Origin of the sequence: Streptomyces sp. NPDC093510, assembly GCF_040683555.1 — a bacterium.
Taxonomy (GTDB): Bacteria; Actinomycetota; Actinomycetes; order Streptomycetales; family Streptomycetaceae; genus Streptomyces.
In genome coordinates this window covers 52,862-67,818 of record NZ_JBFBEE010000028.1, presented here as the reverse complement: position 1 = coordinate 67,818, position 14,957 = coordinate 52,862, and the positions used below count along the sequence as shown (strand labels likewise).

The 14,957-nt window shown below is 71.8% G+C and carries 11 protein-coding genes; 6 read left to right on the top strand and 5 right to left on the bottom strand.

Translation table 11 applies throughout. The features are described 5' to 3' along the window. Window positions 1-190 precede the first annotated feature (190 nt). A complete protein-coding gene (locus AB0N81_RS34120; protein ID WP_365365309.1) occupies window positions 191-1,009 on the top strand; it encodes an ABC transporter ATP-binding protein in 819 nt (272 codons plus the stop codon). After that, on the top strand, window positions 1,006-3,594 hold the full coding sequence (locus tag AB0N81_RS34115; RefSeq protein WP_365365307.1) for an FtsX-like permease family protein: 2,589 nt from the start codon (window positions 1,006-1,008) through the stop codon (window positions 3,592-3,594). Before AB0N81_RS34120 ends, AB0N81_RS34115 begins: the two co-directional genes overlap by 4 nt. A gap of 116 nt (window positions 3,595-3,710) precedes the next feature. Here AB0N81_RS34115 and AB0N81_RS34110 read toward each other — a convergent pair whose 3' ends face one another. The 3 genes from AB0N81_RS34110 to AB0N81_RS34100 all read right to left on the bottom strand — a co-directional run bounded on the left by AB0N81_RS34110 (window position 3,711) and on the right by AB0N81_RS34100 (window position 6,269). Beyond that, window positions 3,711-5,171 (bottom strand): DUF2079 domain-containing protein, encoded by a 1,461-nt coding sequence (locus AB0N81_RS34110; protein ID WP_365365305.1) that lies wholly within the window; start codon window positions 5,169-5,171, stop codon window positions 3,711-3,713. Window positions 5,172-5,278: 107 nt separating this feature from the next. After that, window positions 5,279-5,758: a hypothetical protein gene (locus AB0N81_RS34105; RefSeq protein ID WP_365365303.1), complete on the bottom strand. Its 480-nt coding sequence runs from the start codon at window positions 5,756-5,758 to the stop codon at window positions 5,279-5,281. Then, complete coding sequence (locus AB0N81_RS34100; RefSeq protein WP_365365301.1) at window positions 5,751-6,269, bottom strand: SigE family RNA polymerase sigma factor; 519 nt, start codon at window positions 6,267-6,269, stop codon at window positions 5,751-5,753. Before AB0N81_RS34100 ends, AB0N81_RS34105 begins: the two co-directional genes overlap by 8 nt. Window positions 6,270-6,553: 284 nt before the next feature. Between AB0N81_RS34100 and mfd the strand changes: the two genes are divergently transcribed. From mfd to AB0N81_RS34080, 4 genes are all read left to right on the top strand, one after another. Further along, window positions 6,554-10,105, top strand: coding sequence for a transcription-repair coupling factor (gene mfd / locus AB0N81_RS34095; RefSeq protein WP_365365299.1), 3,552 nt, complete (start codon window positions 6,554-6,556; stop codon window positions 10,103-10,105). 37 nt (window positions 10,106-10,142) lie between these two features. Beyond that, entirely contained in the window at window positions 10,143-12,161 is a 2,019-nt protein-coding gene (locus AB0N81_RS34090) for an NACHT domain-containing protein (RefSeq protein WP_365365297.1), read from the top strand. 295 nt (window positions 12,162-12,456) lie between these two features. Beyond that, on the top strand, window positions 12,457-13,362 hold the full coding sequence (locus tag AB0N81_RS34085) for a helix-turn-helix domain-containing protein (protein ID WP_365365295.1): 906 nt from the start codon (window positions 12,457-12,459) through the stop codon (window positions 13,360-13,362). A 1-nt stretch (window position 13,363) separates the two neighbouring features. After that, entirely contained in the window at window positions 13,364-13,966 is a 603-nt protein-coding gene (locus tag AB0N81_RS34080; RefSeq protein ID WP_365365293.1) for a Uma2 family endonuclease, read from the top strand. An 18-nt stretch (window positions 13,967-13,984) separates the two neighbouring features. Here AB0N81_RS34080 and AB0N81_RS34075 read toward each other — a convergent pair whose 3' ends face one another. Next, window positions 13,985-14,419 carry a nuclear transport factor 2 family protein gene (locus AB0N81_RS34075; RefSeq protein WP_365365291.1) on the bottom strand — a complete coding sequence of 145 codons (435 nt, stop codon included), beginning with the start codon at window positions 14,417-14,419 and terminating at the stop codon, window positions 13,985-13,987. Window positions 14,420-14,516: 97 nt separating this feature from the next. Then, window positions 14,517-14,924 (bottom strand): hypothetical protein, encoded by a 408-nt coding sequence (locus AB0N81_RS34070; RefSeq protein WP_365365289.1) that lies wholly within the window; start codon window positions 14,922-14,924, stop codon window positions 14,517-14,519. Window positions 14,925-14,957 lie beyond the last annotated feature (33 nt).

The window sequence follows — 14,957 nt, the reverse complement described above, 5'->3', positions numbered from 1 at the left end:
GGGGCGGTCCTTAGATTTGCTTTACGAGCCGGGCACGGGGCCGGCTCGGACAACCACACCGGCGGGGGTGGGGTTTACCCCCGGAAAAGACTGCGCTGAGCACCAGCGCGCCGGGACCCTCCGTCACACCAGACTTGTTCGCACGGCGAACAGGCTCGACTCACCGCATGACCGACATAGGAGATTTACCGTGACAACGGCTGTGACCACACCCAGGCACGGGGGCACTGGAGGGCGTACGGCCGTGGCGGCACGGGCGCGCCAGGTAGTGAAGGCGTACGGCACCGGGGAGACCCGCGTCGTCGCGCTCGACCACATCGACGTGGACATCGCCCGCGGGCAGTTCACCGCGATCATGGGCCCTTCCGGCTCCGGCAAGTCCACCCTGATGCACTGCCTCGCGGGCCTCGACACGGTCACCGGCGGGCAGATCTACCTCGACGACACCGAGATCACCGGCCTCAAGGACAAGAAGCTCACGAAGCTGCGCCGGGACCGGATCGGCTTCATCTTCCAGGCGTTCAACCTGCTCCCGACCCTGAACGCCATCGAGAACATCACGCTCCCGATGGACATAGCGGGCCGCAAGCCCGACCGGGCCTGGCTCGACCAGGTCGTGGAGACCGTCGGCCTCGCCGGGCGCCTCAAGCACCGGCCGACCGAGCTCTCCGGCGGCCAGCAGCAGCGCGTCGCCGTGGCCCGCGCGCTCGCCTCACGGCCGGAGATCATCTTCGGCGACGAGCCCACCGGAAACCTCGACTCCCGCGCCGGCGCCGAGGTGCTGGGCTTCCTGCGCCGCTCGGTGACCGAGCTCGGCCAGACCATCGTGATGGTCACGCACGACCCGGTCGCCGCCTCGTACGCGGACCGCGTCCTGTACCTCGCCGACGGCCGGATCGTCGACGAGATGCACCACCCGACCGCCGACCAGGTCCTCGACCGAATGCTGCGCTTTTCCGGGGGGCGCCCCCAGACCCCCTCCTTCGACGCGCGGGGGCGCACGTCATGACCGTCCTGAAGACCTCCATGCGCAACTTCTTCGCGCACAAGGGACGCATGGCGCTCTCCGCGGTGGCCGTGGTCCTCTCGGTGGCGTTCGTGTGCGGCACGCTCGTCTTCTCCGACACGATGAGCACCACCTTCGACAAGCTCTTCGCGGCGACCTCCGCCGACGTCACCGTCACCCCCAAGTCCGCGCAGGACGTGGACGAGGCGCCGCGCAGCGGCAAGCCCGAGTCGATGCCCGCCTCCGTCGTCCAGCAGGCGAAGCAGGCCAAGGGCGTCAAGGCCGCCGAGGGCGCGGTCATGAGCCAGAGCGTGACCGTCGTCGACGCGAAGAACAAGAACATGGGCCCCACCAACGGCGGCCCGACCATCGCCGGCAACTGGACGCACAACGACCTGCGTTCGATGGACATCAGCTCCGGCCACGCCCCGCGCGGCCCCACCGAGGTGATGATCGACGCCGACACCGCCGACAAGCACGGCCTCGGACTCGGTGACGAGCTGCGCACCATCGCCGCCACCGGCGACCACACCGCGAAGATCTCCGGCATCGCCACCTTCAAGGTGACCAACCCCGGCGCCGCCATCGTCTACTTCGACACCGCGACCTCGCAGCGCGAACTCCTCGGCGCCACCGGCCGGTTCACGCACGTCAACCTCACCGCGGACCAGGGCGTCAGCGACACCCAGCTGAAGAAGAACGTCGCCGGGGTGTTCGACGCCAAGGCCTCCTCGTACGACATCAAGACGCAGAAGGAGACCGCGGACGACAACCGCGAGTCCGTCGGCAGCTTCCTGGACGTCATGAAGTACGCGATGCTCGGCTTCGCCGGAATCGCCTTCCTCGTCGGCATCTTCCTCATCATCAACACGTTCTCGATGCTGGTCGCCCAGCGCACCCGCGAGATCGGCCTGATGCGCGCCATCGGCTCCAGCCGCAAGCAGGTCAACCGCTCGGTGCTCGTCGAGGCGCTGCTGCTCGGCGTGTTCGGCTCGGTCCTCGGCGTCGGCGCGGGCATCGGCCTCGCCGTCGGCCTGATGAAGCTCATGTCCGGCATCGGCATGGAACTCTCCACCGGCGACCTCACCGTCGGCTGGACGACCCCCGTCGTCGGCATGGTCCTCGGCATCGTCGTCACCGTCCTCGCCGCCTACCTCCCCGCACGCCGGGCCGGCAAGGTCTCACCGATGGCCGCGCTCCGCGACGCGGGCACCCCGGCCGACGGCAGGGCGAGCGCGCTGCGCGCCGTCATCGGCCTCGTCCTCACCGGCGGCGGAGTCTTCGCCCTCTACGCCGCGTCGCAGGCCGACAAGGCCAAGGACGGCTCCCTCTTCCTGGGCGGCGGCGTCGTCCTCACCCTCATCGGCTTCGTCGTCATCGGCCCGGTGCTCGCCTCCGGCGTCGTCCGCGTCATCAGCGCGGTGCTGCTGCGGGCGTTCGGCCCGGTCGGCCGGATGGCGGAGCGCAACGCCCTGCGCAACCCGCGCCGCACCGGCGCCACCGGCGCGGCCCTGATGATCGGCCTCGCGCTGGTCGCCTGCCTCTCCGTCGTCGGCTCCTCGATGGTCGCCTCGGCCACGGACGAGCTCGACAAGTCGGTCGGCGCGGACTTCATCGTCCAACCCACCCAGCCCGGCGTCTCCATCACGGCGAAGGCCGCCGAGGCGCTCGGCAAGGCCGACCACGTCGCGCACATCACGCGCTACAAGCAGATCGACGCGGACATGACCACGCCCGCCGGAAAGACCGTGGACGGCGTCGGCCTGAGCGCCGCCGACCCCTCCTACGCCACGGACCTGCGCCGCGAGACCGTCGCGGGCAAGCTGTCCGCCGCCTACGGCAAGAACGCCATGTCGGTCGGCGACGACTTCGCCAAGAAGCACGGCCTGAAGGTCGGCGACGAACTGAAGATCGCCTTCGAGCACGGCAGGACGGCGAAGCTGCGGCTCGCGGCCATCACCTCCGACGACACCTCCGTCGACAAGGGGGCGATGTACCTCAACATCACGACCTTGGAGCAGTACGTCCCCGCGGACCGGATTCCGCAGAACGACATGATGTTCGCCTCGGCCACCAAGGGCCAGGAGGACGCCGCGTACGCCTCCCTGAAGAAGTCCCTCGACGCCTACCCGCAGTACAAGGTGATGGACCAGACCGACTTCAAGCAGACGCTGAAGGACCAGGTCGGCCAGCTCCTCAACATGGTCTACGGCCTGCTGGGCCTGGCGATCATCGTCGCGATCCTCGGCGTCGTGAACACGCTGGCCCTCTCGGTGGTGGAACGCACCCGCGAGATCGGCCTGATGCGGGCCATCGGCCTCTCGCGCCGCCAGCTGCGCCGCATGATCCGCCTGGAGTCGGTGGTCATCGCCCTCTTCGGCGCCCTCCTCGGCCTCGGCCTCGGCATGGGCTGGGGCGCGACCGCCCAGAAGCTCCTGGCGCTCGAGGGCCTGAAGGTCCTGGAGATCCCCTGGCCGACGATCATCGCGGTCTTCATCGGATCGGCTTTCGTGGGCCTCTTCGCGGCACTTGTCCCGGCCTTCCGGGCCGGCCGGATGAACGTCCTCAACGCCATCGCCACCGAGTAGCCACCGCCACGGGGGTGCGGGGGAGACCGGCCCCGGCGGGCGCGCACCGCGCACCCGCCGGGGCCGGTGGCGTTCTGGAGGACGGGCTCTCACTCCCTGCGACTCACTCTTGCGACTCACTCCCTGCGCAGCAGCACGTACCCGTAGGCGGCGTCCTCGGCGACGTACCGCACGCCCGGGTGCAGCCCGTCGGCGTACGCGACCGGGTCCCGCGTCCACCCGGACCGCACGTCCAGGGCCACGTACTCGGGCACGACCGGCTCGGCCGAGCCCACCCAGAAGACGCGGGCCCGCGAGGTCAGCCTGCTGATCGGCCCGATGTTCGCCTCGACGGTGGCGCCGTCGGGGACCCGGTCGAGGACCCGCTCCACGGCGGCGACCTCTTTGCTCTTCCCGTACGTCGCCGGCTCGGTGAGGCCCGCCAGCGGAAGGGACGTCGTGAGGGCCAGCGCGGCGGCGGCGGCACAGGCCGGCAACCGGTCGGCGTACCCGCGCAGCCACGGCTTCGCGCTGCGGCGCGCGGTGTCGACGGAGTCGGCGAGGGCGAGCAGCACGACGGGCATCAGGACGGCGCTGTAGTGCCAGTCGGTGCCCCAGTAGTGGTCGTCGGCGGAGAGGAAGCGCCAGCCGAGCGTGGGGAGCGCGATCAGGAGCAGCGGCGAGCGCAGGGCGAGCAGTCCGGTGGTGGGGACGAGCAGCCAGGCGAGGGTCCGCAGCTTGGTGCCGGACCCGTCGAGGACCCCGGCGGCGCCGCCCGCATCCCCGACCTTGGCCCAGTAGTCGTACCCGCCGACCGAGTTGAAGGCGGGGATGACCAGGGTGAGCGTGACGAGGGTGGCGACCGCGCCGAACGCGGCGGCACCGAGGGCGTAGGGCAGGGTCTTCGGGTCCGTGCGGCGGCACCGGAGCGCCACCACGAGGGCGATCGCCGCGAGGGTCACGCCCAGGTCCTCCTTGACGAGGACGAGCGGCAGCGCCCAGATCAGGGCGGCCCGCCACCGCCGCCGCAGCAGGGCTTCGAGGGAGAAGGCGATCAGCGGCAGGGCGAAGCAGATCTCGTGGAAGTCGAAGTCGACGGCGCGCTGCACCCCCCACGACAGCCCGTACGCGACGCCGACCGCGAGCCCGGAGCCGCGCCCCAGGAGCCGGGTCGCCGCCCGGGTCACGGGGACGACGGAGACGGCGATGAGCAGCGCCTGCGCGACGAGCAGCGTGACCGGCGAGGGGAAGATCCGGTAGGCGGGCGCGAGGAGGACGGTGACGGGGCTGAAGTGATCGCCGAGGATGTTCGCGCCGGGCCCCTTGAGGTCGGCCACCGGCACCTGGAAGTGCGCGTACGCGCGCACGGCCTGCTCGAAGATCCCGAGATCCCAGGACCGTGTCTCAAGCCGCCGGAACCGGCTCACGGACACGACGGCGTACCCGACGAACAGCCCGGCGGCGAGCAGATACGGGGCGCGGTCCCAGAGCCGTCCCGCCCTGCCGGAGGTGGCGGGCGCGGAGGCGGGCCTGTCCCGCTCCGGTATGTGCTCGTGGGTCAGCGCCTGAACGGGGAGATCGGTCGTGGCTCCGGGCATGGGGTGGCTTTCTGGTGGACGACGATTCGGCTCCTCCGGCGATCGAGGAGCGGGGGCCGGGGCGGGGCCCCGTGCAGCGGCAGCGGCGGCGGCGCGCACGAAAGGAGTCAGCTCCCCGAGGGGGTCGGCGGTGTGGTCGGCGTCGCGGAGTCCGGCGGCAGCGACGCCGACGGCATCCGGGACGGCATCCCCGTCCCCGTCCCCGTCGGCGTCCCCGGCGGGGTCCGCGACGGCGTCCCCGTCTGCGTCCGCGTCGGCGGCAGGGAGTCCTCGACGCCGGGGGAGGGGGAGCGGTCGGCGAAGGAGGACGACTCCGGGAGGGAGGCGGACCTCGTCGGGCTCGGCGGCACCGCGGGCCCCACCGGCTCGTCCCCGCGGCCCAGCTGCAGCGCGGCGACCGCCGCACCACCGGACACCAGGCACACGGCGAGCGCCGCGCCCGCCGCGTAGGTCCTGCGTCTGCGGCGGGCGCCGCGCGCGGACAGCTGCCCGGCCGGTACCGGCGAGGCGAGCAGGCCGCCCGTTTCGGCGGCCCGCTTCAGCGCGACGGCGAGACGGTCGTCCGCCGGGGACTGGAACTCAGTCACGGTGCTCCTCCGGGGTGGGCGCGTAGTCGGCGGGCGCGTCGTCGAGATGCGGCGCGAGGGCCGCCCTGGCACGGGACAGGTGGGACTTCACGGTCCCGGCCGCGATCCCGGTCTCCGCGGCGACCTGCTGCACGGACAGGTCGCACACGTAGTGCAGGACCGCCACCCGCCGCTGCCGCTCGGACAGCCGCCGCAGCGCGGCGACCAGTGCGACCGTGTCCGGTTCGGGCTCGGGCGCGGTGTCCGCCCGCTCCCCGTGGTGCCGCCGCCAGGCGTCCGCGGCCCGCCCGTGCCGCCGCCACCGGCTGACGGCGAGCCGCCAGGCGACGGTCCTGACCCACGCCTCGGGCCCGGCGTCCCGCTCCAGGCGTGTCCGGCGCGCCCAGGCGCGGACGAAGGCCTCCTGGACCACGTCCTGCGCCTCGTGGAGGTCGCCCGTCATCAGATACACCTGCCCGACCAGCGGTCGCACGGAGTGCGCGTAGAACGCCTCGAACTCCTCGTCGGTCAAGTGGTCTCCTGGTGCGTGTGCGGCGGTTCTCGAAGGGAGTACGCCTGGGACGCACGCCCGGTTTACACGGCGGGCCGGAAAATTCGGGACAGGCGGTTTCCGGTCATTGTGCGGGAGGGCGCGGCCGGCCCCGCCCGCCGGGGCGCACCGGACCCACCCGCACCGGGCCGCGCGGATCACCCCGTGGTCGTACGCTGGATACCCCCGGCCCGTGCGACGTGCCGGGCGGTTCGCGTTGCCCACCCACCTCCGGCTCACCCCGGTACCTGGACGGAAAGCCTTCAATGAGCCTGCACGGTCTGCTCGACGCCGTCGTCAAGGACGCCGCACTCACCGAAGCGGTCAAGGCCGCGGCCGACGGCCACCGCACGCACATCGACCTGGTCGGTCCCCCCGCGGCCCGGCCCTTCGCGGTGGCGGCGCTGGCCCGCGAGTCGGGCCGTACCGTTCTCGCCGTGACGGCCACCGGCCGCGAGGCCGAGGATCTGGCCGCGGCGCTGCGCACGATCCTGCCGCCGGACGGCGTCGCGGAGTACCCGTCGTGGGAGACGCTGCCGCACGAGCGCCTCTCGCCCCGCTCCGACACCGTCGGCCGCCGTCTCGCGGTGCTGCGCAGGCTCGCCCACCCCAGCACGGACGACCCGGAGACCGGCCCGGTCTCGGTGGTCGTCGCGCCGGTCCGTTCCGTCCTCCAGCCGCAGGTCAAGGGCCTCGGCGATCTGGAGCCCGTGGCGCTGCGCTCGGGCCAGAGCACCGATCTGAACCAGATCGTCGAGGCGTTGGCGGCGGCGGCGTACGCCCGGGTCGAGCTGGTCGAGAAGCGCGGTGAGTTCGCCGTGCGCGGCGGCATCCTCGACGTGTTCCCGCCCACCGAGGAGCACCCGCTGCGCGTGGAGTTCTGGGGCGACGACGTCGAGGAGATCCGCTACTTCAAGGTCGCCGACCAGCGCTCCCTCGAAGTCGCCCCGCACGGACTGTGGGCGCCGCCCTGCCGGGAGCTGCTGCTCACCGACGAGGTGCGGGAGAAGGCCGCGGTCCTCGCGGAGCAGCACCCGGAGCTCGGCGAGCTGCTCGGGAAGATCGCCGAGGGCATCGCGGTCGAGGGGATGGAGTCGCTGGCCCCGGTCCTCGTGGACGACATGGAGCTGCTGCTCGACGTGCTGCCCGAGGACTCCATGGCGGTGGTCTGCGACCCGGAGCGGGTGCGGACGCGCGCGGCCGACCTGGTGGCGACCTCGCAGGAGTTCCTCCAGGCCAGCTGGGCGGCGACGGCGGGTGGCGGCGAGGCGCCGATCGACGTGGGCGCCGCTTCGCTCTGGGGCATCGCGGACGTCCGCGAGCACGCGCGCGACCTCGGCATGATGTGGTGGTCGGTGAGCCCCTTCGCCGCCGACGAGACGCTGGCACATGGCGCTGACGCGCCGGGCGCGGACACCCTCAAGCTGGGCATGCACGCCCCCGAGACGTACCGCGGCGACACCGCGAAGGCCCTCGCGGACACGAAGGGCTGGCTGTCCGACGGCTGGCGCACCGTGTACGTCACCGAGGGCCACGGACCCGCCGCCCGTACCGTCGAGGTCCTCGGCGGCGAGGGCATCGCGGCCCGCCTCGACGGGGACCTCGGCGAGCTGACGCCCTCGCTCGTGCACGTCTCCTGCGGCTCGATCGACTACGGCTTCATCGACCCGGCGCTGAAGCTCGCCGTGCTCACCGAGACCGACCTGACCGGTCAGAAGGCGGCCGGCAAGGACGGCCAGCGCATGCCGGCGCGCCGCCGCAAGACGATCGACCCGCTGACCCTGGAGGCCGGCGACTACATCGTCCACGAGCAGCACGGCGTCGGCCGCTACATCGAGATGGTGCAGCGCACCGTCCAGGGCGCCACCCGCGAGTACCTCGTCGTGGAGTACGCCCCCGCCAAGCGCGGCCAGCCCGGCGACCGGCTCTACATCCCCACGGACCAGCTGGAGCAGATCACCAAGTACGTCGGCGGTGAGGCCCCGACGCTGCACCGGCTCGGCGGCGCCGACTGGACGAAGACGAAGGCGCGCGCGAAGAAGGCGGTCAAGGAGATCGCCGCCGACCTCATCAAGCTGTACTCGGCCCGCATGGCGGCGCCCGGCCACTCCTTCGCGCCCGACACCCCCTGGCAGCGCGAGCTGGAGGACGCCTTCCCCTACGTGGAGACGCCCGACCAGCTCACCACGATCGCCGAGGTCAAGGAGGACATGGAGAAGACGGTTCCGATGGACCGTCTGATCTGCGGCGACGTCGGCTACGGAAAGACGGAGATCGCGGTCCGCGCCGCCTTCAAGGCGGTCCAGGACGGCAAGCAGGTCGCGGTCCTGGTCCCCACCACGCTCCTCGTCCAGCAGCACTTCGGCACGTTCTCCGAGCGGTACTCGCAGTTCCCGGTCAGCGTGAAGGCGCTCAGCCGCTTCCAGACGGACACCGAGTCCAAGGCGACCCTGGAGGGCCTGCGCGACGGCTCGGTGGACATCGTCATCGGCACGCACCGCCTCTTCTCCTCCGAGACCAGGTTCAAGGACCTGGGCCTGGTCATCGTCGACGAGGAGCAGCGCTTCGGCGTCGAGCACAAGGAGCAGCTGAAGAAGCTCCGAGCCAACGTCGACGTGCTCACCATGTCGGCGACCCCCATTCCCCGTACGCTCGAAATGGCCGTCACCGGCATCCGCGAGATGTCGACGATCACCACCCCGCCCGAGGAGCGGCACCCGGTCCTGACCTTCGTCGGGCCCTACGAGGAGAAGCAGATCGGCGCGGCGGTCCGCCGCGAGCTCCTGCGCGAGGGACAGGTCTTCTACATCCACAACCGCGTCGAGTCGATCGACCGGGCGGCGGCCCGCCTCCGGGACATCGTCCCCGAGGCGCGCATCGCCACCGCCCACGGCCAGATGTCCGAACAGGCCCTGGAACAGGTCGTCGTGGACTTCTGGGAGAAGAAGTTCGACGTCCTGGTCTCGACGACGATCGTCGAATCGGGCATCGACATCTCCAACGCCAACACGCTGATCGTGGAGCGGGGCGACAACTTCGGCCTGTCCCAGCTCCACCAGCTGCGCGGCCGCGTGGGCCGAGGCCGCGAGCGCGGTTACGCCTACTTCCTCTACCCCCCGGAGAAGCCGCTCACGGAAACGGCCCACGAGCGCCTGGCGACCATCGCCCAGCACACGGAGATGGGCGCGGGCATGTACGTGGCGATGAAGGACCTGGAGATCCGCGGCGCGGGCAACCTCCTCGGCGGCGAGCAGTCCGGCCACATCGCGGGCGTCGGCTTCGACCTCTACGTCCGCATGGTCGGCGAGGCCGTGGCCGACTACCGCGCGTCCCTGGAGGGCGGCGTGGAGGAGGAGCCGCCGCTGGAGGTCAAGATCGAGCTGCCGGTCGACGCGCACGTCCCCCACGACTACGCCCCCGGCGAGCGCCTGCGCCTCCAGGCCTACCGCGCCATCGCCTCCGCCAACACGGAGGAGGACATCAAGGCGGTACGCGAGGAACTCGTCGACCGCTACGGCAAGCTGCCGGAGCCGGTCGAGAACCTCCTCCTGGTAGCGGGCCTGCGCATGCTGTCCCGGGCCTGCGAGGTGGGCGAGATCGTCCTCCAGGGCAACAACATCCGCTTCGCGCCGGTCGATCTGCGGGAGTCGCAGGAGCTCAGGCTGAAACGCCTCTATCCCGGCACGGTCATCAAGCCGACCGCGAACCAGATCCTGGTCCCCCGCCCGAAGACGGCAAAGGTCGGCGGCAAGCCGCTCGTCGGCCGCGAACTCCTGGCCTGGGTCGGGGAGTTCCTGACGTCGATCCTGGGTTCGTAAGGGTCCGCCTCCCGCGTCCTGCGGCACTATGTCCACCATGGCAGCCGGGGGGCGCGGGGCGGGGATGGCCTGGGTGGGGGCGACGGCCCTCCTGGTCACCGGGGCGCTGTTCTACGTACTGGTTCCGGAACACGATCCCCTGGGCGTGTCCGACCGCAGCGGCCTGGTCTCCATGGTCGTCGGTCTGCCGGGCCTGGTGGTCGCGCTCGTCGCGCTCCTGTGGGCGAGGCCGGGGGCGCACGAGGACCAGGCGGCCGCGGTCGCCAGGCTCGCCCGGGAGGTGAACTCGGTCGGCGAACCGCAGTGGACGCACAGCCTCGGCGGCGACCTCGCCGCCATCGACGTGACGTTCACCTTCCGCCCCTACGCCCACGCCCGCGCGGCGGAGCTGCCGGGTACCCCGGCCGGGCAGTTGGAGCGGGTGGTCGAGGACTACCGCGCGCTGCGGCCGCGCCGCATGGTCATCACAGGGGCGGCGGGAGCGGGCAAGACCGTCCTGGCCAGGAAGCTGGTCATGGAGCTCAACCGGGCGAGGACGCAGGACGAGCCGGTCGCCGTGCTCGTCGCACTGGCCGACTGGGACGAGGACGAGCCGCTGTCCGACTGGATCGTCCGCCACCTGGAGCGGGACTTCGGGATGCCGCCGAGGTCCGCCCGGGCGGTCATGGCCGGGCAGATGGTCCTCCCCGTGCTCGACGGCCTGGACGAGATGGACGCGGACGACGTGAGTGCGACGGAGTCCAGGGCGCGCTGGGCCCTGGAGGCACTCGCCACCTACCAGTACGGCACGGACCCCGCCCCGCTCGTCCTGACCTGCCGCACGCACCGGTACGACGACTTGGAGGCCGACGGCAGCCATATCCTCGACGCCGCCCGCATCGAGATCGCCCCGGTGACGCCGGGGCAGGCGATCCGTTTCCTCGGGCAGCGCGGCGCGGCCCGGCGGCCCGGCCCGTGGCAGCCGGTCCTGGACGAGCTCGGAGCGTCGCCGCAGGGCGTGCTGGCGATGGCGCTGTCGACGCCGTGGCGGCTGACCCTGGCCAGCGTGGTGTACGAACGCGACGGCGACCCGGCGGAGTTGGTGCCCGCCGCGACCGTGGGTGCGATCGCGGATCTGCTCCTGGGCCGGTTCATCGAGGCGTCGGTGAGAAGCGCGCCCCGAGCATGCGACCGCTACCGGCCGTACGACATCCACCTCCGCCTGCACCGGCTGGCCGTTCTGCTGGGTTCGGACAGCGCGGCGGAGACCGACCTGGTGCTGCACCGGCTGGGGGAACGGCTGCCGCCGCGCCGGGTGCGCGCGGTGATCTGCGCGGGCCTGGTGCTGGCCGCCGTACTGCCGGCCCTGGTGCTCGCACGGTCGTTGCCGTGGTCCGACGGCGACATGACGGTGATGTCCGCGATCACGATCGTGATGGTGGTCGGCTCGCTGATCGAGGAGATACGCGGCAAGAACACGCCGATGATCGCAGAGATCGCGATGCCGTCCCTGGGCAGCCCGCTCTGGCGGGTGGGGCTGCGCCGGTTCTTCCGGGTGAGCGCGCGCAGTGTTCCGCCCTACATCGCGGCGGCGATCCTGGCGACCGGCGTCTGGCAGGTGCTTCCCGAGGCGGTGGGCGGTGGTGGCGGCAACCCACTGGTCCTGCTGCTGCTCGGGTGGCTCTGCCTGGCGATGCTGGCATGGGCGTCCGCGAGCCGGCTGGACAGCACGGCGGTCGGACCGGCCGGCCCCGTCAGAGCGGGCTGGTGGACCTTCGTCCTGTGCATGGGCGTTCCGTGCATCGGAGCGGTGACCACGGGCGGCGCCCAGGCCGCGGACGCGGTGATGGGCAGCCTGCTCATGGTGGGGATCCTGGTGCTGCAGCGGGACTGGGTGGGCTACCTCGTCTTCCTCGCCTCCCAGTACCAACTCCGCTTCCGCCTGGCACGGTTCCTCGACTGGACGGTGACAGCAGGCCTGATGCGCACCTCCGGCATCGCCTACCAGTTCCGTCACCGCGAGTTCCAGGAGTGGCTCGTACGACACCCCGAACCGGTGGGCCGGACTGGGGGATGAGGGACTGTGCGGGACTGTGTCGACCGGGTCGCGGACGTGCGCGACCCGGTCGGCCGTGAACCGGTGCGCCACGACATAAAAGCTTGAAAGCCTTTGGGGAAATACCTCCCCACCAACCCAACCGTCGACGCCCGGGCGCCCGTCACTCACGCGGGTGACATTCACCAACTGGGCTGGCTTTCCTGCCTGTTCGCGGGCATATGCTCGCCGCGACAACCACAGACATGCGACGGCCCCCGGCGGGACTGGCATCCCGGCCGAGGGCCTGACCAACTAGGAAGTAAGCCCCTTCCTGATGGCTTTCCAGCACCCTAGCGCGCCCTCGCGCGCCAAGTCCTCCGTACCCGCCGACACCCCCCGATCCGGTGTCGTTCACGTCAACGCCCGGCACACGGCCCGCTACACGGTCGTCGGCAACCACCTCGCCCAGCACCGCGAGCTCTCCCTGCTCGCGATCGGGCTCGCCGTGCACATCCAGTCGCTGCCCGCCGGGGCCCGCATCGGCATCAAGTTCCTCGCCGCCCGCTTCCCGGAGAGCGAGCACCGTGTCGCCGGGGCCCTGCGTGAGCTGGAGCGGCACGGATATCTCTCCCGGACGCGGGAGCGGCTGCCCGGAGGTGAGGTCGTCACCCGGACGGTGTCGTACAACCAGCCCGGTACGCGGCCCGACGCCGAGCCGGCACTCGCTCCCGCTCCCGCTCCGGCTCCCGCTCCCGCTCCGGCTCCCGCTCCCACTCCGGCACTCGCTCCCGCTCCCACTCCGGCACCCGCTCCGGAGAAGCCCGAACGGGCCGAACGCGAGCCCCTCCCCGAGCCGGACACCCCCGACCTGGACCGGCACCGGGCCGCCACCGAACTCATCTCCGATCTGCGGCGCCACGACTCCCGCCTGCTCCTCGCCGAGCGGGACGTCCGCCGTCTCGCCCCCGCGGCCGCCGCCTGGCTGGAGCGCGGGGCCGCACCCGATGCCGTACGCCGTACTCTCGCGGCTGCGCTCCCCGACGATCTGCGGCACCCGGCCGCCCTGCTGGCCCACCGGCTCACCGCTCTGCTTCCGCCGCCCCTGCCGGCGGGGCCGGGTGGCGCGGCCCCGGCCCGTCCCGATCCGCTCCAGAACTGCGAGGGGTGCGACCGGGCCTTCCGGGCCCCGACGCCCGGCCACTGCCGCGACTGCCGCCCCGACCTGCGGCGGGCCGCCTAGCATGAACGTGACGACCCTCGCCTCAGGTGACGCCCGGTGGGCCGCGTCCCATCACGCCTATCGAGCCATGCGGGACTTCGTTCGGTCGATGGACGACACCCTTCCCGGCAAATTCGAGATCACCAAGCAAGGGATCGTCCACGACATGGTGGTGCCGAACCGGCCCCACGAGTGCACTTCGGCTCGGATCAGCCGCCGTTTGGAGCGGGTCATGCCGGACGGGCTCCTGGCACATACGGGGGCGCCCGAGGTCGAGGACGAGCCGGAGAACATCATGCGGCTCCCGGACATCATCCTGATCGCCCAGGTGGACATGGAAGGCCAGGGCTCCTTCAACCCCCGCACCCTCATCGCCGCCATCGAGATCGTCTCCCGTTCGAACCCCGACAACGACTGGGTCGGCAAGACCCGCGACTATCCGCTCCTCGGCATTCCCGTGTACGCGATCTTCGACCCGCGCACCGGCTCCGGAGCCGTCCTCTCCGACATTCACTCCACGCCCGACGGGCCGCGCTACGCCGCCCGCAAGGACTTCGTCTACGGCGAGGACGTCACCATCGCCGAGTGGACCATCTCCACGGAGGGCCTGCCCCGGTACGAGTGAGGGGGAGGGGCGTGCCGGTCAGGACGCCGTGCACGCCGCTGCGATCGACACGCTGTTCTCGTAGAGGTGGTGCCGGGTGATCCGGCCGTTCTCGACCGTGAGGCGCAGGGCGAAGGGGCCCTCGAAGGACTTGCCGGTGGCGCGCACGGTGCCCGAGAGGTGGCCGAACAGGACGGCGTCGGTGCCGTCGACGAGGAAAGTGTCCAGGGAGGCGCGGGCATCCTCGGCGACGGTGTGCTCCGCCAGCTCCGCGGACTGGGCCGCGCACTCCGCGCCGGTGGAGCGCGGCCGTATCCACGGAACGGCGGGGTTCTCGGCGAGCAGCCAGTCCACGTCGTCGGCGAAGAGCTCCACCATCCGCGCGGTGTCCCCGGCCAGGCGGGCCTGGAGGAACTCCTGGACGACGGCGCGGGTGTGGGCTGCGGTGTCGACGGCTGTCTCGACGGCGTTCATGGGAGTCTCCTCGGGATCGGCACTCGCGGCTGATGTGTCCGATCCTGCCGAGGAGAGGAAGAACGGTCGATTACCGCGGAGGTAATCGTGCGCCGCGTCAGTCCTTGAACAGCTGGTCCTCCTCGTCCCGGCACAGGCCGTGGGCGGTGCCCAGGATGCGGGACGTCTGCTTCTTGGTGGTGCCGAGCCGCCGCATGGACTTCGTGAACTGCTCGCCGAGCGCGGCACCCCGGATGGTGCACAGCGCGTCGCCCTCGGCCACGAGCGCGTCGTCACTGATCCGGTCGAGGTCCGGGTAGTTCTTCCGCAGGCTCTTCAGGAAGAAGGCGGCTGCCGGCCCCTGCAGCCCGCGCCCCTCCGGGACGGCGGACACGCTCGCCGACGGCGACGTACGCGCGGAAGAAGCGGAGGAGGTGTCGCTGGACTGGCTGCACGCCGTGGCGCCGAGGGCGACGGTGGCGACCGCGGCGAACAGGAGGACGAGCCGGGGCGAGCGCTGGTACATGGGTCTCCGGTACATGGGTCTCCGGTGCATGGA